General features: G+C 55.4%; 19 protein-coding genes. 12 read left to right on the forward strand and 7 right to left on the reverse strand.

The window, feature by feature from the left end; all coding sequences use genetic code 11:
• Positions 1-159: 159 nt before the first annotated feature.
• The 5 genes from CS919_RS09885 to CS919_RS10665 all read left to right on the forward strand — a co-directional run bounded on the left by CS919_RS09885 (position 160) and on the right by CS919_RS10665 (position 4,437).
• On the forward strand, positions 160-798 hold the full coding sequence (locus CS919_RS09885; protein WP_099299327.1) for a recombinase family protein: 639 nt from the start codon (positions 160-162) through the stop codon (positions 796-798).
• Between the two features lie 303 nt (positions 799-1,101).
• Positions 1,102-2,589, forward strand: coding sequence for an ApeA N-terminal domain 1-containing protein (locus tag CS919_RS09890; RefSeq protein WP_099299328.1), 1,488 nt, complete (start codon positions 1,102-1,104; stop codon positions 2,587-2,589).
• A 294-nt stretch (positions 2,590-2,883) separates the two neighbouring features.
• Positions 2,884-3,546: a hypothetical protein gene (locus tag CS919_RS09895; RefSeq protein ID WP_143341791.1), complete on the forward strand. Its 663-nt coding sequence runs from the start codon at positions 2,884-2,886 to the stop codon at positions 3,544-3,546.
• A gap of 196 nt (positions 3,547-3,742) precedes the next feature.
• Entirely contained in the window at positions 3,743-4,240 is a 498-nt protein-coding gene (locus tag CS919_RS10910; RefSeq protein WP_228073777.1) for a type IIL restriction-modification enzyme MmeI, read from the forward strand.
• A complete protein-coding gene (locus CS919_RS10665) occupies positions 4,216-4,437 on the forward strand; it encodes a helix-turn-helix domain-containing protein (protein ID WP_234990907.1) in 222 nt (73 codons plus the stop codon). Before CS919_RS10910 ends, CS919_RS10665 begins: the two co-directional genes overlap by 25 nt.
• On the opposite strand, the gene CS919_RS09910 is transcribed toward CS919_RS10665, so the two are convergent.
• Complete coding sequence (locus tag CS919_RS09910) at positions 4,409-4,624, reverse strand: hypothetical protein (protein ID WP_099299330.1); 216 nt, start codon at positions 4,622-4,624, stop codon at positions 4,409-4,411. The genes CS919_RS10665 and CS919_RS09910 overlap by 29 nt on opposite strands.
• A gap of 15 nt (positions 4,625-4,639) precedes the next feature.
• Positions 4,640-5,269: a hypothetical protein gene (locus tag CS919_RS09915; protein ID WP_099299331.1), complete on the reverse strand. Its 630-nt coding sequence runs from the start codon at positions 5,267-5,269 to the stop codon at positions 4,640-4,642.
• A gap of 129 nt (positions 5,270-5,398) precedes the next feature.
• Between CS919_RS09915 and CS919_RS09920 the strand changes: the two genes are divergently transcribed.
• Together CS919_RS09920 and mobF are read left to right on the forward strand one after the other, a co-directional pair.
• Positions 5,399-8,512 (forward strand): N-6 DNA methylase, encoded by a 3,114-nt coding sequence (locus CS919_RS09920; RefSeq protein WP_099299332.1) that lies wholly within the window; start codon positions 5,399-5,401, stop codon positions 8,510-8,512.
• A 236-nt stretch (positions 8,513-8,748) separates the two neighbouring features.
• Positions 8,749-12,333, forward strand: a complete 3,585-nt coding sequence (mobF, locus tag CS919_RS09925) for a MobF family relaxase (RefSeq protein WP_143341793.1) — start codon at positions 8,749-8,751, stop codon at positions 12,331-12,333.
• Positions 12,334-12,617: 284 nt separating this feature from the next.
• Here the strand turns inward: mobF and CS919_RS09930 are convergent, their stop codons facing one another.
• Positions 12,618-12,878: a peptide transporter gene (locus CS919_RS09930; protein WP_099299334.1), complete on the reverse strand. Its 261-nt coding sequence runs from the start codon at positions 12,876-12,878 to the stop codon at positions 12,618-12,620.
• A 10-nt stretch (positions 12,879-12,888) separates the two neighbouring features.
• Complete coding sequence (locus tag CS919_RS09935; protein WP_099299335.1) at positions 12,889-13,488, reverse strand: AAA family ATPase; 600 nt, start codon at positions 13,486-13,488, stop codon at positions 12,889-12,891.
• A 393-nt stretch (positions 13,489-13,881) separates the two neighbouring features.
• Between CS919_RS09935 and CS919_RS09940 the strand changes: the two genes are divergently transcribed.
• Positions 13,882-15,285 carry a replication initiation protein gene (locus CS919_RS09940; protein ID WP_234990908.1) on the forward strand — a complete coding sequence of 468 codons (1,404 nt, stop codon included), beginning with the start codon at positions 13,882-13,884 and terminating at the stop codon, positions 15,283-15,285.
• An 816-nt stretch (positions 15,286-16,101) separates the two neighbouring features.
• Here the strand turns inward: CS919_RS09940 and CS919_RS09945 are convergent.
• Positions 16,102-16,314 carry a hypothetical protein gene (locus CS919_RS09945; protein WP_099299336.1) on the reverse strand — a complete coding sequence of 71 codons (213 nt, stop codon included), beginning with the start codon at positions 16,312-16,314 and terminating at the stop codon, positions 16,102-16,104.
• A 421-nt stretch (positions 16,315-16,735) separates the two neighbouring features.
• Here CS919_RS09945 and CS919_RS09950 point away from each other — a divergent pair, with 421 nt between their 5' ends.
• Positions 16,736-16,963 (forward strand): helix-turn-helix domain-containing protein, encoded by a 228-nt coding sequence (locus CS919_RS09950; RefSeq protein ID WP_194187732.1) that lies wholly within the window; start codon positions 16,736-16,738, stop codon positions 16,961-16,963.
• 100 nt (positions 16,964-17,063) lie between these two features.
• Here CS919_RS09950 and CS919_RS09955 read toward each other — a convergent pair whose 3' ends face one another.
• Positions 17,064-18,005 (reverse strand): restriction endonuclease, encoded by a 942-nt coding sequence (locus tag CS919_RS09955; RefSeq protein ID WP_099299338.1) that lies wholly within the window; start codon positions 18,003-18,005, stop codon positions 17,064-17,066.
• A 317-nt stretch (positions 18,006-18,322) separates the two neighbouring features.
• Here CS919_RS09955 and erm(56) point away from each other — a divergent pair, with 317 nt between their 5' ends.
• The 3 genes from erm(56) (at position 18,323) to CS919_RS09970 (ending at position 20,532) form a co-directional block, all read left to right on the forward strand.
• Positions 18,323-19,123: a 23S rRNA (adenine(2058)-N(6))-methyltransferase Erm(56) gene (gene erm(56) / locus CS919_RS09960; protein ID WP_099299339.1), complete on the forward strand. Its 801-nt coding sequence runs from the start codon at positions 18,323-18,325 to the stop codon at positions 19,121-19,123.
• Positions 19,124-19,247: 124 nt separating this feature from the next.
• Complete coding sequence (locus CS919_RS09965; RefSeq protein WP_099299340.1) at positions 19,248-19,928, forward strand: Abi family protein; 681 nt, start codon at positions 19,248-19,250, stop codon at positions 19,926-19,928.
• Between the two features lie 10 nt (positions 19,929-19,938).
• Positions 19,939-20,532 (forward strand): Type 1 glutamine amidotransferase-like domain-containing protein, encoded by a 594-nt coding sequence (locus tag CS919_RS09970; protein WP_099299341.1) that lies wholly within the window; start codon positions 19,939-19,941, stop codon positions 20,530-20,532.
• Positions 20,533-20,624: 92 nt separating this feature from the next.
• Here the strand turns inward: CS919_RS09970 and CS919_RS09975 are convergent, their stop codons facing one another.
• Positions 20,625-22,829, reverse strand: a complete 2,205-nt coding sequence (locus tag CS919_RS09975) for an AAA family ATPase (RefSeq protein ID WP_099299342.1) — start codon at positions 22,827-22,829, stop codon at positions 20,625-20,627.
• Between the last annotated feature and the right edge of the window lie 226 nt (positions 22,830-23,055).

A 23,055-nucleotide genomic window follows, 5' to 3' on the forward strand; every position in this document is an offset into this window, starting at 1 on the left:
GGATACAAAACCTTATGTCCCTCTGTGTAACGTGACCCGGTTTGAGACGACAGCTTTAGGTGCGGAGTTGGGCCCTGCACGCCACAGAGCGACCACAGAATCACGCCATATATCGATCACATTCACACACAAGACTTCCTGTTCGCTAGGGTTGGTTCCATGACTAACGGAACAGAACCGTCACTACCTCTAGAGATCACTGAACAGCTAGGCGCGATCTCGGGGCAGAAGGTGGGCTATGCCCGGGTGAGTTCGAAAGACCAGAATCTTGAACGCCAGATTGAACAGCTCAAGGCGGAGAAGGTATTCACCTATTACACAGATAAGGCTAGCGGCGGATCGCGTGAGCGCCCTGGCCTTGACGAGGCGATGCGGTATGTCCGCGCGGGGGATCAGCTTGTGGTCACGTCGATGGATCGGTGCGCGCGTTCCCTAACGGATCTGTATGCCATTGTTGACGAGTTAGTCAGCAAAGGGGTGTCGGTGAAATTCCTCAAAGAGGGGCAGATTTACTCGGAGGACTCCACCCCGATTGCCAAGTTGATGTTGGGATTGCTGGGTTCGGTGGCAGAGTTTGAACGCTCTATTATTCGTGAGCGCCAGGCAGAAGGAATTGCCAGGGCAAAAGAACGCGGCGTGTACAAGGGGCGCGCTCGTGCGCTTACCGACGAGCAAGTGGTTCAGGCGCGCGAGTGGGTGGATGCTGGTGTACCGAAAGCGGAGGTTGCTCGGCGTCTTGGGGTGGGGCGCACTACGTTGTATGAGTACATTAAAGTCGGGCATTCAACAAAGGCATGATGAGGTTGAGGTGCTCTTCTATAAGAGCGGGTCAGAATTGAAGTGCAGCTAGTCAGGATTTGGCCTCGTTCAAGTACCGGTAGACCGACGTACGGTGCAGCCCGAAGAACCGGCCGAGCTCCGCGGTCGACACGCGTCCATGCCCGATCTTCACCCCGCCAGTGTTGCATATACCCCTAATTTGCGCTCGCTCTTTGCGCTACACGTAGATGCAACGGCGGCACGCAGGGGTGGTACGGTCTCCGAGACGCATTGCCGGTGTCGCGTTAGGGGATCGTCAAATGCGACACCCACTAAACGTCGATGGATTCTGAACCCGATACGATTCTGTTCGTGGCGTTAGACAAGTTCCCCGACCCGATGGCCGAGTCCATCGGTCAGTTTCAAGTCGTTGACTCGGGTGGCGAGTTTCACAGCCCTCAGCAGACCGGCGTACTGCGGTTTAGTGGGAACCGCGCCAGCCTTGAGGTGAGCCCCGGATTTACTCCGTCGGTGAAGTGGACTGAACAGCCAAACGGAGGCTGGGTCGGGAGCCCTAACGACTCGGAGCCGGCACGCTTCTCAGTTCTAGGTTCGCTGGCGGTGAACCCGAGTGCGGTGACCCTTTGGGGTGTGCGCACGACCCACCGGCGCTCCTTGGGCTTCGCGATGCCTGACGAGGAGGCTCCGGGAAACCAGGAGATGCGAACAGATTGGTGTCTTGTCGGCGACCACATCCCCGACGAAGCTCAGCGGTTCAGTGAGATCCAGGCGGAGGTCACGAACCTCCACGACTGGGCCGGGATTCCGACGACGAAGCACATCATTCCCGCGAAGGGGCGCGGCCCGCGCACATTTTCTGTTGAGCTCCCTGACGCGCCGCAAGCATCCCTAATCAGACCGCCGGGGCAGGTCCGCTTAAAACCGTCGGCGACGATCTCGCCACCGGCCTCTGACGGCTTTAAAGTCACGACGAACACCGCCGCGGTGTTCAATATTGACGGCGGTCTGGTCCTAACCGACGCCCTTTCTCAGGTCGCGACACCGATCGCGAGTTTGATGACGCTGCTGTCTGGAGCTGAAAGCTCAGTACGAAGGCTTGGGTTAGCTGAGGGGGACGTTCGCGTGAACGTGCTGGGGCTTCAGGTCCATTCGGAGGCGCCAAGAAGTTCTGGTGAGCTCTTTTTGTATCGCCGCGACGTCGGTGATGAGTTCCTACCTCGCTGGTTGGACCTGGCGCCGCGGGTTTCTCCAGTCCCTCAGATCCTCGCTGCTGCGTGGAGCGGTGAGTTGGCCACCGTTGAGACCGAGGCGCTCACGCTCGCGACCGCCGCTGAAATGCTTCACCGTCGGCTTTACCCGAATGCGAAGCGCTTCGACGAGGAGCAAGTCGGGCAAGCGGTTGAAGCGCTGCGTAACTCGGAGGTTGGGGAACCGGTCAAGACGAGCTTGGAAGACGCGTTAAGGACATGGTGGGCCGACAAGTCATACCCCCAGCGGCTCAGAGAAATCGCTGAGCCCGTTGCCAAGGCAGTGCCGTCCGCCGTTGGGAGAATCAGCCGGTGGAAAGAGGCTGTGCGTGCCCAACGTGTTGCTGGCGCCCACGGTCTGGGTGAGGAGGAATCTGGGCATACCGCAGACATCCTTGATGTCCATGCACTCAACCAGTCGCTGCGGTGGGTTCTGACGTTCAGGCTCCTTCTCGAGGCTGGCGTTGCGCCAGAGCAGCTTGACGCTGCAGCGCAGCGCAGCGAGCGATATGAGACCGCGGTACGAAGCTGGAACGACCAGCTGCCGTACATTTTCGGCTGATTCTTACCGGCCATGGAATCGATTCGCACACCGCAACGCGTCTGCCGCGCTTGGCGCAGCGGAAAGGCAGGGGGCGAGTTCTGGATTCCCTGCAGCTCGGAACCGACTACTTGTCATAACGTCTGGATATCGGACATGGGCTAACTTTCGGCGCCGAAAGCGTGCCAACTCTTGCTGCTGTGGCGGCGGGACCCCTGTCGGTTTGCCGAAAAAAGCAGGGAGAAAAGTCAGTCACACCATTGGCAGATCAATCTGCAGTTTATCGTTGTGACGAAATGGGTAGGCTTACTGACTATGACTGACACTCGTTCAACCACAGCGTTGGAGTGCGTGGAATGTGGGGCTGAATTGTCGTATCGCGGCACCGGTCGGCGTCCTCGCTATTGCAGTCAGACGTGCCGCAACCGAGCCTATGAGGCCCGTCGCGCAGCACGCACAGGAGCGGTGGCGACTGAGGTTGTCGAGCGCGTGGTGGAGGTAGAAGCGCGCTTGGATGTGGATGCGGTGGTGCGATGGTTGGAGGGGCATCCGCGTCGCCTCTCGGCAGTACTACGCGGCATGGAGTGGACGCGCGAGCAACAAGACGGGTTGCGCTACGGACTGGAGAACGCAGTCACGGATCAGGTGGTGATCTCCCGGCAAGAGCGTGAGCGCCTGTCCCGGATGCCCGCGGTGGATCCACTGAAAAGATTGGAACTAGCTCGCTTACAACACCGCGTGGAGTCATTGACTCGCGCTAATGAGAGGCTGACCCGTCAGCTCCAGGAAGCGCTGGAACCGGGCACAAGCTCCCTGTCGCCTGGTGCGAACGGCTCGCCACAGGCTGTGGCCGGAGCGGGGTATAAGACGGTGTCGGTGCACGGGAAAGACTTCCGCGTGCCTGCCGACTGGACCCGTCAGCAAGCCCGCCAGTGGTGCCGGGAACACCCCGAGCAGGGCGTGGTCTCAGGCCGGTAGCGACCCCTTTGTTTCGTACCAACGAAACACATTGGGTAATGATGCAAGAGGTGTGTGGCTTCTGGGCGCGTTAGCGCAGTCGTGCCACGGCGGGGATTTTCGGGGTAGTCGGAACGCACAAGGGTGCGACGTCGTGAGTCGGGAGTGTGCGTGCATGTGACAGGTCACGGGTGAGCATCACCGTAGTGTTGAGCGTGTGACTTCCTCGTATGCTGTAGCCGCCCTGGATCGTGGCGACATTCGGAAAAACCTCACCTCGCTGGTGTCCCACTGGCGACCCCGGATTGATGAGTGGAAATCCACCGGCAAGCGCCACACAGAAAAGTCCCATGCTCAACAGTTCTGGTCTGATCTCCTGCGCAGCTTCGGCGTGATCCCCGAGCGCATCGACTTGTTTGAACGCGACGCCGCGCGGGCCTCCACGGGCAACACGGGCTACATCGACTTGTTCTGGTCAGGTGTCGTACTCGGTGAGGCGAAATCGCTGGGGCGCGACCTCGACGCCGCGTTTTCTCAAGCCCTGGATTATCTCGCGGGCGGTTCGATTGAACAGCACGAGTGGCCGAATTTGAGCGCTCCATCATTAAGGAGCGTCAGGCCGAGGGGAACGTCCGCGCCACAGCGCGCGGGGTCGACAAGGGACGGGCGAAAGTGCTTACTGGAGCCCAGGTGGCCCAGGCTCGTCAGTGGGTAGCCGATGGAATACCGAAGGCTGAGGTGGCCCGTCGGCTCGGGATCGGACGGACCACACTCTACAAATATCTCGGAGGGGACAGTGAGGTGACTGTAAAGGGAGAATCCAGCGAGTCACCGGCTCTCCCCGCCTCTACGCTCGCTCCTGTTCTTAAAGGGCTCTGCGGGGTCACCAGTATTCGGGCTCCAACTTTATGAAGGACCCGTTGAACATGTGTTCTTTGCAGTAGGCCTGATTGTCCTTCCAGTCGATCATGAGATATCCGCTTCCTCTTCTGAGGCCGCTCGAGATGCTTTTTACGCTCCGTTCGACGAAAAAATTGTCGAAGGCTTCGTAGTTGGGGAAGGAGTCGGGGAAGCCTACGGGGTCAAACAGATTGGTCATTCCAAGGCCCTTTCCTTATGGGGATGGGGTGGCGCTGCCTCTAGTGACCCACACGTCAGCCTCCCAATCGAGGGGGCAGGAGTACTTTCCTTTGGCTTTCACCATTTCCCTCAGGCTCTCCTGATAGGCGATGTACTTCTCTGGGCCGAGTGTTGACCAGGCGGTTAGGCGTTTGATCCCTTCTCTGGAGGCTTCGTTGTAGACGTATAGGTCCACGGGCACGTGCAGGTAGGGGTAAACCCTCTGCGCATCGGGGTGGTCCAGCACCGCCAGGTATTTCAATGTCATGTTCAGCCACTTCTGGGCCTGGCCGTAGTGGAATTTGAAACCAGGCCGGGTGGGATGGATGCGCTGTTCGAACTCCGCGACGGTTTTCTCGCACCATTGCTTGTGTGCCCGATCGAATTCCTCCTGCGAGTTGATGGTGGCGAGATCATCGACGAACATCATGATGGACTTGTGGGTCTTCTGTTTGAGGATGTCGCGGTCGGGGTGGGTGCCTATGCCTCGCAGCGTGCGCTGCAGATCCGCGTAGGCCCTCCGGGAGGCGCCAAGGATGGCTTGTTCACTGGTGACGTCGGCGGTTGCGACTTTTGTGCCGAAGTAGAAGGCGATGAGGTTTCGACGTTGTGTGGTTGTGTCCATGGGGGAAGTCTTCCTGAAATGGGGGCCGCAGGCCAGGGGTGCATGATCGAGGGTAAATATGCGCACGCTTTGGATGGCACAAGTAGGCAAAGCAAGTTCTAAGGCAATCCATGCCGATACGCTAAGAATATGCACTTTGATTCAGATCTGATCCAGCGCTTAACTCAGCAAGATTCCGCAGGGAGGACAGAAGCCGATATTCAGTCGGACATTAAGATGTTGCTGCTCTCTGCGCCGAACCTAATCCCTTCTGGAGAGCAGGCAAGTACGGTTCTCAAGCTGGAGGATCAGTTGGCAGATGGCTCCAAGCGCAGGATTGATATTGCCTTGGGCGCAACCGTTATCGAGGTAAAAAGACGCCTGATTACACAGGCAGAGGCGAACGAGTACATAGTGCAACTGCAGGGTTATGTCGAGACTCGCATGATGCAGACTGGCTCGCGGTACAACGGCATTCTTTCGGATGGGCGAAATTGGTGGCTCTTCGAGCAAGATCCTAAGACTGGGGAATTTCCCCGTCTCTCGACTTTTGAGCTAACTAATCCGGCCAAGGCTGATGAGCTCGTGGGTTGGCTACAAGCGGTGCTGGCCATGCCTGCTGGTGTGACCCCTTCTCCTGATGCAATTGAGGACATTCTGGGAGCAACTTCGCCTGGTTACGCTCAGGACCGCGCGTTCTTGAGCAGTCTTTACCATTCGATAGAAGACGATCCCACCACGAGACTCAAACGTGAATTGTGGGCGCGCTTGCTGAGATCAGCATTGGGAACAGGATTCGAGGACCAAGAAAAGCTATTCCTTGACCACACAATGTTGTCCATTGAAGCAGCCGCCATTGGTCATGCCGTAATGGGTATTGAACCTGCAGAATTGTTGAAAGACCCACGAGCCATGCTCACGGGTGACTCTTTTCGCGATGCTGGTATCTACAACGCTGTAGAGGCAGACTTCTTCGACTGGGTTCTCTCCGTGTCGAATGGAGAGAAATTTGTCCGACAGATCATCCGCCGCATCACTATGTTTGACTGGTCAAAAACCCAGCATGATGTGTTGAAAGTCCTCTACGAATCAATTATCAGCGCAGAGGCCCGCAAGGGAGCAGGAGAGTACTACACACCCGATTGGCTCGCCGAAGGCATTGTAGAAAAGACACTAACGAAGCCACTGGAACAGCGAGCCCTTGACCCGGCTTGCGGTTCCGGCACCTTTATTTACCACTTGGTTCGCCGCATCATTAAGGCTGCAGACCAAGCCGAATGGGATAACCAAACAATCCTGAACCACATTCAAGAACACGTATTTGGTCTGGATATTCACCCTGTCTCTGTGTCCCTGGCACGTATTACTTATCTGCTGGCGTTAGGTTCACGCTTGGCAGAAGATCGCGAGGATGTATGGGTGCCTATTCATTTGGGTGACTCTATCCAGTGGTACCAATCGGCGAATCATGATGAAAGCCAGATCACGATCAACACAGACGGCGTCGACCTCACGACGCCAACGACCGCCGACGATGCACTGTTTCATATCGGACACGTTCTTGCTTTCCCCCTGTCAAGCATTGAAGATCCTGGCACTTTTGATCGCCTGGTCTCCGACATGACCGCAAAAGCAAAAACCTACACTGACCGTTCCCAGCAAGAGAAAAAACCTAGCGTTGAGTCCATCTTGTCGAACTATGGCATTACCAGTGACCCAGATCGGGATACCTTGCGTGAGACGTTTAATCTACTGTGCAGCCTCAATGCTCAAGGGAGAGACTCGATCTGGGGATACTACGTACGTAACCAGGTGCGCCCCTTGTGGCTATCTATGAAAAATCGCCGCATGGATGTTCTCGTAGGCAATCCGCCGTGGGTTGCCTACCGGTATATGACCGAAGACATGCAGCAACAGTTCAAGCGCTTCTCTGAAGCTCGCAATCTCTGGCATGGTGCCAAAGTTGCTACTCACCAAGACCTTGTGGGGCTATTCATCGTGCGTGCGGTTGAGAAGTACCTCAAGGTCGATGGACGCTTTGGTTTTGTCACACCACTAGCTGTGCTGAGTCGTAGCCAGTACGAAGGCTTACGTAAAGGCAATTGGGGTAGCGAGACTCTTTTCGGTGAATTCACTGAAGTATGGGATCTCGCCAACGTGCGCCCGAAAAATGATCTGTTCCCTGTTCCTTGTGCCGTTACGTTCGGAATAAAGCACATCGGATCCCCCACGGTCACACCTAGCCATGGATTCCCAAAAGTCAAACGAGTCGTCGACGGCAAACGCGATAAGTCTGGATGGGAAGAGACCAAAAAAGCTCTGACTTTTACGGAACGTGACCTCATCACCCTATCCATCGATCAAAAAGAAGGAGGGTCTGTATACCGAAAGCTTGTCTCTCAGGGAGCAACTATCGTCCCTCGGTTTCTCTTGTTCGTCGAGGAGAAAGAGGCATCAGGAAAACTCGGTCAGAGCCGAGGGAATATCAGCGTTACATCGTTGCGCACTTCGCTCGAAAAGAAGCCCTGGAGAGACATCCCGGGCCTGTCTGAGGTTGTTGAGAAACGTTATATCTATGACGTGCACCTAGGGTCTACGATTGTTCCGTTTAAATTCCTTAAGCCATGGAAAGCTGTGCTGCCCATTGACAAGGAAACCGTCCTGTCTGAATCAGAGATCGCTGAACGTGGCGGTCCAGGCTTAGCCCGGTGGTGGAACAAGGCTTCGCAACTGTGGACTATGCATAGATCCACCCGTTCTCCCGAATCGCTGACTGATCGGATCGACTACCACCGACTTCTTGCGAAGCAGCTTGGTGGTTCACGCTTACGTGTTTTCTACACAGCTTCAGGTACGGCTCTTGCTGCTGCGTATTCTGACTCGCTGAAGGCCATCGCTGAGCATTCTTTGTACTGGTTGCCCGTCAAGAATCGGGCAGAGGCTCGGTATCTAACTGCTATTTTGAACGCTCCATTGACTACTGAGATGGTCCAGCATTATCAAGCTATTGGTTTGTTTGGTGGTCGACATTTCGATACTTATCCGTGGCGATTGGCGATCCCTGAGTTTGATCCTTCAGAGTCTCTACACCAAGAGCTCGTCGATCTATGTGTGGAGTGTGAACGACTTGCTTCTGCTGTCCCTGATGAGGGGCTTGGGTTCCAAACGGTACGTGGTGCTGTGCGTGCAAAACTAGATGGAGCTGGGCTCCAGGAAAAGCTTGATGCCGCTGTTGCTGAGCTCTTAGGTGGTGGCAATGAGTAGTAGTTTCTTGTGGAACAGGATGCTTACTTAGGCGGAGATCAACCGTATTTCTCTGTTCTGGAAACTTCCGATTGCCTCCAACTAACAGGACACAAAAGGCTTTTGTGTCCTGCACCCCACCGATGCAAAGAGAATAACAGCCGTAAAATCCCATACACCAAGGTACATTTGCAGTAAACTGTCAACCAGTGCTGTGGTCGAGGTGGCTGGGCGTTTGGAGGAGGTGTGCAGGGGCGTTGTTGACGTTGTCGAAGTTGCATGCTGATTCTGTGGCGTATTACGAGTCCACGGTGGATGAGTCGTCGGGGTTGGATGCGTATTACTCGGAGGATGGTCGTCAGCCTGCGCGGGCGTGGATGGTGGGGGAATCTGTAGCGGATGTTCGTGAGATTGAGGCGGCGTGTGGTGTCGTGGTGGGTGAAACTGTTGATGGTGGTGCGGTACGCAATTGGTTCAATAACGCGGTGGCTCCTAGTGGTGAATCGTTGGGGCGTGCGCCAGGATCTCGTGGTGTTCCGGGCTACGATTTAACGTTTTGTGCGCCGAAGTCGGCCTCTGTTTTGTGGGGGCTTGTCGAGGATGAATCGGTGCGCGCGGCGGTGGATGCCGCGCACGAGAATGCGGTGGCGCGGGGGTTGGAGTATTTGCAGTCGCATGCGGGGTATACGCGGAAATCCGATCCGGCGAATCGGTCTGCGATGGTGTTGGAAAAAGTCGTGGGGTTGTCGGGTGTGCGGTATGAGCATCGGACGTCTCGGGCGGGTGATCCGCATATGCATACGCATGTGTTGGTCAGTAATAAGCAGTTGTGTCGGGATGGGAAGTTTCGCACGGTTGATGGGGTGAGTCTGTATCACGAGTTGCGGGCGGCGGGGATGGTGTATCAGGCGCAATTGCGGGCGGAGCTCACGGCATCTCTGGGTGTGGCCTGGGGTGAGGTGACTAATGGGTGTGCGGAGATTGCAGGGTTGGATGATAGCCGTGTGTTGAGGGATTTTTCGACGCGGAGCCGGGAGATTGATGCGTGGCGTGAGGCCAACGGTGTGGCGTCGGATTCGGAGGCGAATCCGGTGCGGGATGCAGCACTGGCGCGGGTGGGTCAGAAGACAACGCGGCAGGTAAAAGATGTGGCCACTCCCCTGTCCGAATTGCGTACCCAGTGGGCGGAATCTGACGCCGGGAAGCGTGCGCGGAAGTTTGTTGATTCCGTGCGCGTTGGGGAGACGAACAAGTGTGGCGCGGTGATGCCGAACGCTGTGGACGTGATGGCTGCGGTGACGGAGACTCGGTCGACGTTTACGCGTGCAGATGTGGTCGAGGCCGCTGCTGGTTTGGTTCCGGCTGATGTGGATCGTTCGCTGCTTCTTGAGCGTGTGGAGGAGTTGGTGGATGAGATTTTTTCTACCAGTGTGGCCTGGAGTGTCACCCCGGAACGGGCGCGTGAGTACAACCGGGCAATGCGGGAGGGGTCGCAGCGGTTCACCACTGAACTGGTGGTGCGGGAAGTGGATCGGGGTATTGATCTGGCTACGGCCGAAGTCGGCCGTGGTGTGGATGGAAGCAGCATTGTTCCGGTCGAGGGAGCGCTGTCGGAGTCTCAGGCGAGCGCGATGGTGACGGTGGTGGAATCCGACTACCGCGCCAGTGTCGTGATCGCCCCGGCTGGTGCGGGTAAAACCTCCTCATTAAAGGCTGCGCGTGGGGCGTGGGAGGCCGCAGGTAAGCGGGTTGTGGGTTTGGCGCCGACGGGTAAGGCTGCTGATGTGATGGTGGCGGAGTCGGTGGCGCATGAATCCTCCACTATTGCTCGTGTTTTGCATGGCACCAGTGAGTTGACTGCCGCTGAATCTGCCGAGAAGGTGGGGTGGGATCGGGACACGGTCGTGGTGGTTGATGAAGCGGGCATGGTCGGCACTGGGGATTTGGTGCGGGTCTTGGAGATCGCGGCGGCTGCTGATGCGCGTGTGGTGTGTGTCGGTGATCCACATCAGTACGCGGCGGTACGTGCCCGCAGTGGGTTGCTCGGCACGTTGGCGTCCGAGTTGCCGGATGCGGTGGAGCTGACGGAGGTGTTCCGTCAGCAGGATGCTGTGGAGCGGCGTGTATCGCAGTGGTTGCGTGAGGGGGATCGTCAGCTGGTTGCCCAGGCCGCGAGTTGGTACGGGAATGCTGGTCGTTTGTATGCCGGTAGCGTCACGGCGATGTTGGATGATGCGCTGGCTGGGTGGTGTGCGGATGTGGATGCCGGTGCTGACAGTGTGTTGATTGCTGGTGATCGGGACACAGTGGATGCCCTGAATCGTGCGGCACAGAAGCATCGCGTTGCCGCTGGTCTGGTGCAGGCCACGGGTGCCACTGCGCGGTTGAACACCTCGGAGCGTACCCAGTGGGGTCGTGTGGGTGATGTGGTGTTGACCCGGCGGAATGACTATGACCTGGTGGCCTCTGGCGGGGAGCCGGTGCGTAATGGTCAGCGATGGACGATTGAGGATATTCATGCTGATGGTTCGGTGCTGGTGCGGCGCAGGGATGATCGAAACGTCACCGTGACCCTGCCTGCGGAGTATGTCTGTGAGCATGTGCAGTTGGGGTATGCCTCGACGGGGCATTCTGCCCAGGGCATGACAGTGGATGTGGCGCGCGTAGTAGCCGATGCCTCAAAGGTGGATCGGGCTGGTGTGTACGTGCCGATGACTCGTGGCCGGGTGTCCAACGTGCTGTATCTGGCGGAGTCGTCTCCTGGGGATGTGGACACCGCGCACACCCGAGTGACTGCATCGCCGCAGCGGCGGGAGTCGGTGGCGTATGCCGAGGAGTTGTTGGTCGCGGCGTGTGCGAGGGATCGTCGGGATGAGACCCCGCATCAGTTGTGGCGGGATGCCTACCGGGAGTGGTCGTTGGAGCGGTTGTCCTCGGCGTATCCGGTCGATGGTGATCCGTTTGTGGGCACACGCATGGCTGAGGTGATGCGGGATCGTCGGGTTGCACGGCAGCAGCGGATGGTCAGGTGTGTACGCCGTCAGGATCAGCCCCCGGTGCGGGATCGCGCGCAGCGCCCATTGTGGGCGGTGCCGGAGACCATCTTGCAGTGGGCCATCGAGCAGCCAGAGGTGGTTGCGGCCAGGTGTGAGGCTGCGCGAGCAGAACATGCGTCAGTCACTGAGCACAATGAGCAGGCCGCGCTGATCGAGCAGCTCGACGAGCGCAAGCAGGCGGTGTCCGAGGAGCATCAGGTCGTGGGGCAACGGTTGAATGAGGCTCGTGGTCGTTTGCGTCAGGCGCAGTCGGCGCAGCAGTCGCGGAGCCGGTGGGCGAAGCTACGCGGTGCATCCTTTGACGGACAGATCACCCAGGCTCGTAGTGAGTGCGAGGCGTTAGAACAGGCCAAGTCTGAGTTGAATGAGCAGTTGGCGCAGATCCGTCAGCAGCGCACGGCGTGCCGGTATGTCACTCGCCCGGACTATCAGGACGATGCGGTCACTGCCGAGCGCGTGGAACTGCTGGATGCACTGGCCACACCAGAGGAGATCCGTGCTGAGCGGACCGATCGTGCACGATTACCGGAGGCGCAGCAGCAGGCCGAGCGGGCGGAGGCGGCAGTCGAGTTCGCGGGACTGCGCGCCGATGCTGTGTGGCAGGACGACGAGAAGCACGCGGATGGTTATGTCTCCCCTGGTATGCCGTACATGCCGTCGTTCGATCTTGAGGCTGTGATCCAGTCGCGGCGGGCACATGGTGTGCCTCTCCCCTCCCCTGACGCGGATCCAGATGAACAGTCGTGGAGTCCAGATCATGGCACGAATCCGGGGATGGACTTCTAGGTCCGGTGTGATGCGGGGATAGGGGTAGTCCCCGCTGCGGCGGAGCGTAACGGGGGGTTCTCAACGCGGCAACGGGGACTACGAAACGGTGCCACCCCCCTGGGGAAAGGGCGATCATGGCACCACTTGGAAAAGTACCGCACAACACTACGGCGTGCAGCATGAGAATAAGAGACGCTTCCTCGCTAACAGAGGAGCTTGTCAGACTCATCGTGGATGAGAGGGCCTTTGGTAACAGAGTTTTAATGGCTATATGTCCATACAGTCATATGGCTATATGGTCATTAAAACTCTAATTCCTCCCCCCCTCGTTGCTCTTCAAGCCATCGCGAGGCCCACTCTTGGAAAAGCTTAGAGATACTCGTCTTCTTCAAAAAAGCTTCCGTCTTGAGATCTTCGAGCATTTGGTCATCCGATACATACAGTCGTACAGTCGTGGCTTTCCGCCGTGACTGTTCAAACATTTCTGCTGAAGGTGCCTTCTCCTCTCTGGAGGAGTGTTGCTCATCGGAACTTTGCTGAATGAGTGCTTTCTTGATTCCCATATGCTTCTCCTTAATCTTCAAATGCTGAACACAGTTCAGTAGCGAGAGCCTTCCAAGGCTCATTTAGATCGGGAACAGTTCCAAATGCTTTTCGAGTTGTAGCGCGAGTGGGGATGACGACATCGGCCAGAGCCATAGTTTCGTCTCCTACCAGTTCGGCGTGGACGGTATCGGCTAACTTCTCTCGACGATCAACGTTTGTAAGCACAACTGCTACCGGAGTCGTCGTTTTAGCAAGTGCATCAAGGGTGATTTGTGTTCTATCCATCTCCATGGGAGATACCCCGGTCGGAACCAAGACAAGTGATGCGGCCGATACTGCAGCATCGATGATCTTTTCATTTCCGGGAGGGGTGTCGATCAGTACGAAATCAGCTTTCTTAGCACGGTGCAAACCTTCTGAGAGCTCACTTGGCGAAGGGGCGGGAAGTGTTGGGAAGGGGAGAGGTTCTTCTGATGCTGAGCTCCACCGCATTGCAGATTGTTGGGGATCGGAATCTAAAACCGCGACCTTGTATCCCTTTTTCTGCATAGCAGTTGCCAAAAACATGGTGACGGTTGTCTTTCCAGTTCCGCCTTTTGATTGCACGACTGAGATCACGTGAGGCATGACTGAAGCTTATTGCGAAAAGGAGCGCACGATCTGTAAAGACACAGCCATATGATCATATAGCTGCATGTCTGCATGGATATATGATCATATGACCGTATGGTTGTGTCCTGGATTCTGTGTCGAGTCTGCAAAGTCGTAACCTCGACCGGGTTGGCCGGGTGGTAAACTGAATCTGAATTCCAACACTGTGATTCATTTAGACATTGTGTTGATACATAGAAAGAGCGCCACGCAGGCTGCAACCCGCATGACGCTCGCTTATCGCCCCATCCCAAGTGGGGAGAAAGCCTGTCCATGACTATACCCCATGGGACCGAGAATGTGTCCCCACATTTTCCGCCCAACAGCGCCGATGCAACGCGAACAGCGGATTTTCTCTCCCCCCGTACTGTGCCACTGCCGTCCCGGGGAGCCACGGACTACGAGCGTTACAAGCTGCTGAAGCACCTTGACCGGGAGACCCTGCATGGTTGCCCCACACGGAAGTTCTCGGGCGCGTGGACGAAGACCAAAGACGGTAAGCGCAAGCCTCGGCTCTACCGTGTGGAATCCTCCGCTTTAGGGAGGCTGCAGTACGTCAAGCTTGTCCATAAGCAACGAGCCACCGTCATTGTCTTGGACGTGGACATGCTGGGCTCCGCCGGGGGCAACGTCACCGACATGGCCCCTGAGGTCATCAACGTCCTGGTGGCCATGAAAGACGCCAGCTGCGCCCCTTCCTGGATCGGCGTTAACCCGATCAACGGCAAAGCACAGTTGATCTGGCTGATCGACCCGGTCTATGCCGACGCGTCAGGGGATTCGTCGAACATGCGCCTGCTGCGGGCCACAACGAATCAGCTGTGTGAGCTGTTAGGTGCGGATGCGCATTTCTCGCATGGGTTTTCCCGCTCGCCGTTTTATACCGGGGATGATCCCACTGCCTACCATTGGCACTATCAGCACTCAGATATCTTCCAGCTGGCCGCATTGATTCAGGAGGTACGGCGCATGAACGGCACCACGGATGCGGCACCGACCCCTGCACCGAAGCAATCCTTTACCAGCGGACGGGAGCTGATCAATGCAGTGAAAACCCGTAGGGAAGAAGCGCAAGCCTATTGGAAGATCGCCAAAGAGCTGCAAGGGGACATGGCTGATCTCGACGGACTGGATGCCGAACGCATCGATGGTGTCAAAGTGCTCTGGATCGCCGAGGGGCGCGCTGCACGGGATGAGACCGCGTTTAGGCACGCGCTGTACACGGCACACAAACTCCGGGCAGCCTCCAAGCCTATGAAGGACGAGGCGATTATTGACGCCTATGAGCATGCGTACAACTTGGCTCACAAGCTCGGTGCAGATGGCCGCCAGGCGGAGATGCCACCGATGAGGGATCGCCAGACGATGGCCAGGCGTGTGCGTGGTTACGTCCTGGCGGGCAAGTCGGATTCGACGGGTTCTGTAACGCTCACAGGAGCGGCAACAAGTCGTGAGCGTAAGGCTCTGGCAACGATGGGCCGCCGAGGCGGGAAGAAAGCAGCAGAACGATGGAACGACCGAAATAGCGAGTATGCACAATCAGAAACCCAGAAGTTAACCAGAGCTAATAAGAAGCGTGCTGCACAAGGACGATCTGTCTCGCACCGGATAGCTGCTTATTTTGACGATAGGCTCTTCGAGGTAGATCAGTATCCAACAGTGGACGAGGCTGCCGCAGAGTTCGGCGTTTCAAGAAGAACCGTCCAGCGGGCTGTGGCTAAGGCTGGGATTGAACTGCCTGTGGGGCGAAAGAGAAAAGGTGACAGGCCGTAAGCAATATACGGTTCCCCTGCTCGCAGTTAGAGGATTGAACTCTTTGAGGTTGGGTAGAGATGGGTGCTGGTGAAGTAGGACCAGGTTTTTAGACGGTTTCTGATCTTCATTTGGGCCATCGTCTTGTATCGGAATTACGAAGATTTGCTCCAACTGAGCAACATGATGAAGTGATCGTGAATAACCTTCGAGAGATTCCAGATGGGGCGACACTAGTGTGTTCGGGGGATATTTCCGTATGGCGTTGTGGTGCTTGGGAGAGCTGAAGCGTGAGAAGTCATTCACCATGATTTTGGTGCCGGGGAACCATGATCGTGTGTATCCGATGTGTGGGATGGATTCGGTGGTGACGTGGACTTACGAAGTATGGGGAAGTCTTCGATGTGATCTCGTTTGATCTGCAGGTGCGGATTGGCCGGTGGCTTGTGTTGTTGACTCATATTCCGCGAGCTGTGGGGGAGTTCGCGGTGGTTGATCCGCATCAGACGGACAAGCTGGCCCGGTGGGCGGCTCCTGTAGGGGTTTGAGTGCATGGGCATACGCATTCGGATGTGGCGATTCGGCGTAAGAATGTGAACGTGAGTCTGGAGGCCACAGGCTTACGTCCGGTCTTACCGGCGGATCTGGAGGAGATGGTGACCAAGGCAGTGCGATTAAAGCACTGAGCTAGGAGCAGGTGCTTTAAGGGGGCGGATCCGATTAGGGCTTTGTGGAGCGATCCGGTGTCTGAAGACAGAGGCCATGACCGCAGGGGGGAGGTTGTTTCACGATCGAATCTGTGTTCTGAGCGTGGGCGGGTTTATCTATGAGGGTTCATTAAGTTTGCTCTGCCTCGTCAAAGTTGGGTACTCCGTATTTATCGGCAATGGCGCCTTCGATGATCGAGCGCACGGTTTGCCCCGTGCGAAGTGATTCTTTTTTGATGAACCGGTAGTAGGGAAGGGCAACGCGAGTGTTGAGCTGAACAACGGGTACATCATCGGGCAATTGCCTGAGCTGTTCTGAGGAGTCATGAGAGGAAGTGCGCACTCTCGGAACGCCTTCAGATGAGGTGGAGCGTTGCACTTCGGTGAAGTAGAGCTCTAAGCCACGGGCGATTTGATCGTTGGGATGCTCTCCTACCTCTGTCGCATGTGTCGCTAGCTGTGCATACAGCGAGCAGGGGAGGTCTACGGAGAGTGTGTGGTGTGGAGACAAGTGTGCGGAGTCGGTGGCAGCCAGTTGTCGGCGTGCGCTTTTATGTAGCCGGGCTCGCTGTGCCACTGATTTGAGGGCGTCGTCTTTTCTGTTCATTGTCGACCGATCACTGGAGGGGGAAGTATTCGTCGAAAACAGTGCGTGGCAGGACATGCCAGCACTAGTCTTTGAGAGGGATGCTGGGGGTCTGCTATTTATTCGATGATACTCATAGTCTGTAGACCTTTAGTCGTCAGTACATGACATTAAAGAGGTGCCCAGCAATAGTGAGCTTCTTGTAGCCTTCGGTGCCCGCGTGCGCCAGGCACGGGGGGCGGCGGGACTGTCGCAGGAGGCGCTCGCACATCGTGCGGGCTTGCATCGCACGTATGTCAGTTCTGTCGAACGGGGAGAGCGCAATATTGCTTTGATCAATATTGTCGTCTTGGCGGAAGCTTTGAACATCGATGCGGGAGAGCTTGTAGGGAGGCTCCGTAACTAGGTTAGTAAGGCGTCAGGAGAGCTCCACGTGAATCGTGGCACGTTGCTGTGATGCGAGATGCCTGTTGTTCTCTAGTCAAGTCGAGGTTTTCACTGTTTGCTTATTCGAATCTGTCGAACCATTTCGGGTCAACGGTAGGGCGGAGTTTCACGCCGGATTCTCCGTCAGTGCGGATCAGTTCGGCAAGGCGGTCACCGCTAATAAGGTCAACGGTCGGCACGGTGGAGGTGGCTGCTTTGCGTGCCGGTTCAGTGAAGCGGCTGAGAGTGACGATGATGGCACGTTCAGCGCCCTTGGTTTGGGCGTCGCGTTGGAACAGGGCAACTGTTTCACGTCCGATGGGTTTGCCTTCCGGAGCGTAACGCTTAATTTGTACGGCCACGCGGGAGGATAAGACTGGACTGAGCGGAGCGGTACCGATGGCATCAACGCCTTCATCGCCGGATCCTCCCGTGTGTTGAAGCTGCAGCCCTTGCCGGCGCAGAAGGTAGATAATGAACTTCTCGAAGCCTTCAGGAGGAAGTTGGTGTAGACGGCTGAGTAGTTGGCTCTTCCAGTCACTTTCATGGGTTTCCTCGTCGGAAGCGGACAGGATGTCGGCGTCGGGAATGCCCTCGCGGGGCTCGGCAGTGTCGGTAGTAGTTTCTAACTCTTTTTGCTTCCGTTTAGCTCGAAAAGCTTCCCGGTCGAGTTCCCTGATGGTGGAGAAGGCTTCGACGTCGGGAAGCTTGATGATCTCCTCGCCGACTTCGGTGAGCAGGTACATACCTTGGGCTGGTTGTTCAAGAGCGCCGATGCGCTTTGCTGTGGAACGGCCCCAGGCTAGTCGGCTAATGAGAACGGAATCCTGCGGTCTGTTGGGGTAAGCAACTTGGAGGAGTGCGTCAGCGTGGGGGAGATGTTCGAGGACTGTTTCGATAATCTCTTGAGTTTTGGCCGATCCTCCGAGGCTGTCGACTGCGAGGAGGATGGGCAGCACGAGTTGTTGGTGGGTGGGCATTCCTTGCTCGGTGAAGGGGACGCTGTTTGCTCCTGGTTCCATGATTTGATTCTCCCAGATGTGGGTGTTTTTCCAGTCAACTGCGGATGGTTCGGGCTGATTATTGCTAAGTAAGGGAATGTCCTGAATGTGAAAAACGTATTTCTTAAGGGAAATCTGTCCGTCAAGGATGAGAGTTCAATCTGAATACAACGGATGCTAATGTCGAGAACATGTTGATTTTGGGAACCGCTTCGATGCGGTTGCGCCGCAACCGCTAACAGCGGTTGACCTTCCAGTAGTGGTCACCGCTCCGGTCACTAAGCCGGGCGGTCATTTTGCCATGCCCGGCTCCAAAACTCTTCTTTTCGGAGCATCCCATGTCTGCATATTCTCGTGGTCGTCACGAAAACGGCCAGAACTTTCTCACTGACTCCCGCGTTATCGCCTCTCTCTTGGAGCGTGTGGGAAGCACTAGCGGCCCCTTGATTGAGATTGGTCCCGGCCAAGGGGCGCTGACTCATCCGTTGTCTTGTACGGGACGATCTCTCACAGCTGTTGAAATTGACCCCGCGCTGGCAGGTGCGCTGCGGCGGGAACTTGACGATGCTGTGACTGTCATCAACGAAGATTTTCTGAGATACCGTCTGCCAGCCCACCCTCATGTGATTGTTGGTAACATCCCGTTTCATATCACCACATCCATCTTGCGGCGCCTTCTTCGCGCCCCAGGCTGGACCGACGCTGTGCTGCTTATGCAGTGGGAGGTTGCCCGCCGACGTGCTGGCGTCGGTGCGTCAACCATGATGACCGCCCAGTGGGCTCCGTGGTTCACTTTTGAGCTTGGAGAACGTGTTAGCCGGGAGGCGTTTACCCCTCGTCCTAGCGTGGATGGTGGCGTTTTGCACATCCGACGCCGTCCTAAAATGTTGGTACCAGTTGGAAAGCGAAAGGCGTTCCAAGCTCTAGTGCACGCCGTCTATACGGGGAGGGGTCGTGGGATCGTCGATATCGTCACCCAGGCGAAGATCTTTCCCTCTCGACAGGCGACGCGGAAATGGGCCGAGCGGTCTGGTGTGCATTCGCATCAGCTGCCCTCTGACCTGTCTGTTGCTCAGATGGTCAGCCTCTTCCAAAGCAGTGGGGCAGCTCCTGGCCAGCGTCGAGAGCAAAGGAAATAACTCTGAGAGGAGAGTCCTCTTTCTGGGAAGGTGGGTTCAAGAAAAATCAATAACCCCGGTGATATACGTCTAAAACGTAGGGATCGCTCCGGGGCCTTCGCTCTTGAGTGTAACACTGGTACGTATGCCAGCCAAGAATAAGCCGGAGAGCGATCTCGAGGCGTGGTTTTCGTCCGAGCGGATGAAAACCTATAGCTTCCATTTGGATCCCGAAGCGCTCTACCTGTGGAATACTCGCGTGACCAAGTCCTTCCTGGAAGACATTCAGCATGTCGAGGTGCTTTTGCGTAACTGTGTCGATACTGCTGTGTCTCCAAGGTATGGGCAGCGGTGGTATGTCCACCCGGCTATTCCTTTTGATCGACAGGCGAAGAAGTCTATTCAGAAGGCGGAACGGCGGGCGGGGATTGCTCGAGCACAGGTGCCACCATCGGGGCGGGTGATTGCTGAGTTGAGCTTCGATTTCTGGGCGTATCTTTTTACCAATACGTACGCGTCGACGATTTGGCCACTGGTTCGTAAAGCCCTTGTAGCTACACCGATCGCTTCGCATGGGGGGAAGGGAGTTAGCATCTTTGTGCCTTCTCTGACCGACTTCAAACGTGAGGTTGATGTGGTCTACAAATTACGTAACCGTTGTGCTCATCACGAGCCGATTATCAGGCGAAACAGGCAGCATGAAAATGCTCGGCTTGATCGTGCGCAGCAAGCCGTCAGGCTTTTGTCCACGTGGATCGATCCGGGCGCGTCGCGGTGGATTGTTGAACACTCAAGGATCCCTGATCTGCGGATCAATAGGCCGTAAGCTGGCCCTCGTGAACCTATTTCTTGCTTCCTACCTGCACCCTGACCTTGGCACCTACCTGACTGGAAGGATTCTCTATATCGATGATGCAGCAGTTGAGATGCGGCAAGCCCCGTTCACCCAAGAAGAGTTGAAAACTGTGCGCGAGGCGGCGGAGGTGCTAGTTCCTGTCACTGTGTCACAGATGGCACTGGCAGATTTCCGCCAAGAGCTTGAACTAGCTGATTGTGTCTATGTTGCGAGTGGTGAAACATTCCGCTTGCTCCATGCGCTGAAATCCACAGGAACAGACCAGCTTCTTGTTGATGCTGTGCGTGCTGGAAAGTTGTATGCGGGTAGTTCTGCTGGGGCGATGGTTGCTGGTCCTTCAATCGAGCCAGCCACGGTGATGGATAATCCTTCCATAGCTCCTGATCTCGGGGATTATACCGGGCTTCATCTCACTGAATTTGTGGTGGTTCCTCATGCCCAAGGTACAACTGGTCCGTATTCCATCAACATCATTAGTAAGACGGTGGAAGACTACGGCCAAGAATGGAATCTGCTGTTGCTGAGGGACGGACAAGCTCTCTATGTAGATGCCCGGGGATCAATGCTTATTTAGCTGTACCGGTTAGAGCAATTGATGGTGTGAAAGGCTCCTAGTCGATGAGAGCCGAATGAGCTTTTCTTTCAATTAGAAGGTAAAGAGGTTACCTAAACTATTTCGTCTCCGCTTGGCTGACTCTCTAGTTTTTTTGCCTGTCGGTATAGTTTTCGCAGGGCTGTATCGGACATATCGATGATTGGTTCATACATGAACGCGTTGACGTGGATACTCTCTGGCGTCATGAGCGAGACGCCCTCGAGTATTTTTTGACTTTCAGGGGTGCCGAGTTCGCGGTTTTTGAACTCTCTAAATAATTCTGCGGTCTGATTCCTTGTGATCCGTTCGACAAATTGGGGATCGTTGAGCTCGGTTATCATATACTTCTCTGCAAGTATTCGAGTAGCGATGGACAGCACGATCTTGTTCTCGAAATTGACACCTTCTTTGGCAGAGACGGCCTCTTCGGCCTGTTGGTTTAGCAGATCCATCACTCTGTCTTCCGGTGATCCCCAGCTTTCCTCATCCTGCCCGTGGAACGTATCCGCAAAAATCCGGTCGAGATCCCTGTTTGTAATTGAGGGGGAGTCAGTCTTCCAATGGAGGAGCGATGTGAGCACCTTGTAATCTTCGTCTGTTTTCCCCTTGGTGTATTCAAGGATGTTTCGCACAAACGGGATTGATGCGATGCGCTGCATTCCACAGGTGAAGAAGTGCCGCTTGAAGAGATTGATGAACGGATTATTGACATGGTCCGCTTTGTTGAGAACTATCCTTCCAGCGTCTTTTTGTGCCATAAAACACTGTCCGTAGCCAGCGACGTTCCGGTTAACCACCGTGCGGAAGAAATCGAAGTTATGAGTCAGGAGGATTATCTTGAAATCGGAGTAGTTTACAATCTCCTTGAGGTATTGAATAATGGCATACTTGTTCTTGTAGTCGAACGAGTCGGCGAGATCATCGATAACAAATAGTGTCGCGCGACCAGCAGCCTTCCGCGCTTCAACCTCGAAGAGCACATTAAGTATGTAAAGAGCTTTTTTCTCCCCGTTGCTAAGGACTTTAAGTAATTCCTCCCTCTCAACGTCGGTAGTCTCGTCACCTTCTTCGAATTCGAAAGTAAGCTCCAAAACGCTCTCCTGGCCAAGTATGACGCGGTGTCTGTTTTTTGCGCTGAGTCGGAACGGGACGAAAAACCGATCATTGAAGATATCGATAACTTTTTCCCACTGGGTGCTTTCGTTTACCGCCTGCTCCTCAATCGTCTTGCGGCGAGATTCCGTGTCTTCAAAACGCGTCACAACGTATTCGAAAAGATGCTCTTGTGCCTTCAGATGAGATTTCCAGACATTTTGTTGGAAAGTATCGATATTGGCCAGCTCTGGAAGAAGCTCTTCTCGGCTCGCGATGAAGTCGAAGAATCGGCGGGTATCCGCGTTTTTCTGCAGAACCTTCTCAATCGCATCGAGCTTTATTCGTAATGATTCGTCGTGGGTAATCTTCCTCTTCTCTTCAGTGATTAGATTCTTCAGATCTGATTCGTTAGTCACTGACCGAGTTTTACTCTCCCCGTGTAGGAGCAAAGAGTGATTCGCGGTGAAGAACCCGTTGCTACTTAGGCTTTTCGTTACATTTGTCGCATTGTAGAAAGAGAACGATTCTCGATTGAAGAAAGTGGATTCGTCGAGGAGTTCGTTTAGGCGCGTGATGTATTGACTTAGCTCTGACTGAACTTCGGGATTGCGGAGGATAGTAACGACCTTTTCATTGAATACGATGTCGTACGGAAGGTCGGTATAAAGTGGACCTTCCAGTTGTCTGACTTCGTGTCGGATTCGCAGCATGGCCTCGAAGAATCTGTCGTCTTCACCAGTGAACACTCGCGACAATGTACTGAAGATGTCTTGCTTAGTTTTAGATTGCTTTTCCAGTGCCTCGACGAGATCATCACGCGCCTCTATGAGGTCGACCTGGAGATCCTCGTATTCTTTTCGCAGGTTAGGGTTCACTAGAAGAGTCGAAGTTAACTCATTTGGCTGCAGTCCTTCATCGTAGGAAGACACAACTACTACATCGTCAGGGTCGAGTTCCTTCCCATGCTCATCACTGATAGAGCGCTCGGTTTGACGAGTTGGGAACATATGGTCGGAGGTCTCTTCGCCTTGGGAAAAATCCTTGAAGGTTCGCGCAAAAGAGGTTTTCATTGTGCCGTTAGGTGCGTATATCGCAATGGAGTTTTGTTTATTGAAATTGAATGTTGCACTTAAATCGCGGATGCCGTGACAGTTTTTCAATGCAACATTTATCTTCTTCATATCTGTCAGCTTAGTGCGCTTGATTCGGTTCGTGTGAGATGGATCGCCTCGGCGATCATCGACTTCGTTGCTATGGTTTTGAGATAAAAGAGAAGCATGCTGAACTTGAACCCTTTGTTGGCACTAGGATGTATTTTGTCGTACACCCTATTAATAAAACGGAAGACTCCGTAATAAACGCAACTTACTGCACTTTATCGGGCCAAAACCCGGATTCTCGTTCCAG

It is taken from the genome of Corynebacterium dentalis, assembly GCF_900232865.1.
Classification (GTDB): Bacteria; Actinomycetota; Actinomycetes; order Mycobacteriales; family Mycobacteriaceae; genus Corynebacterium; species Corynebacterium dentalis.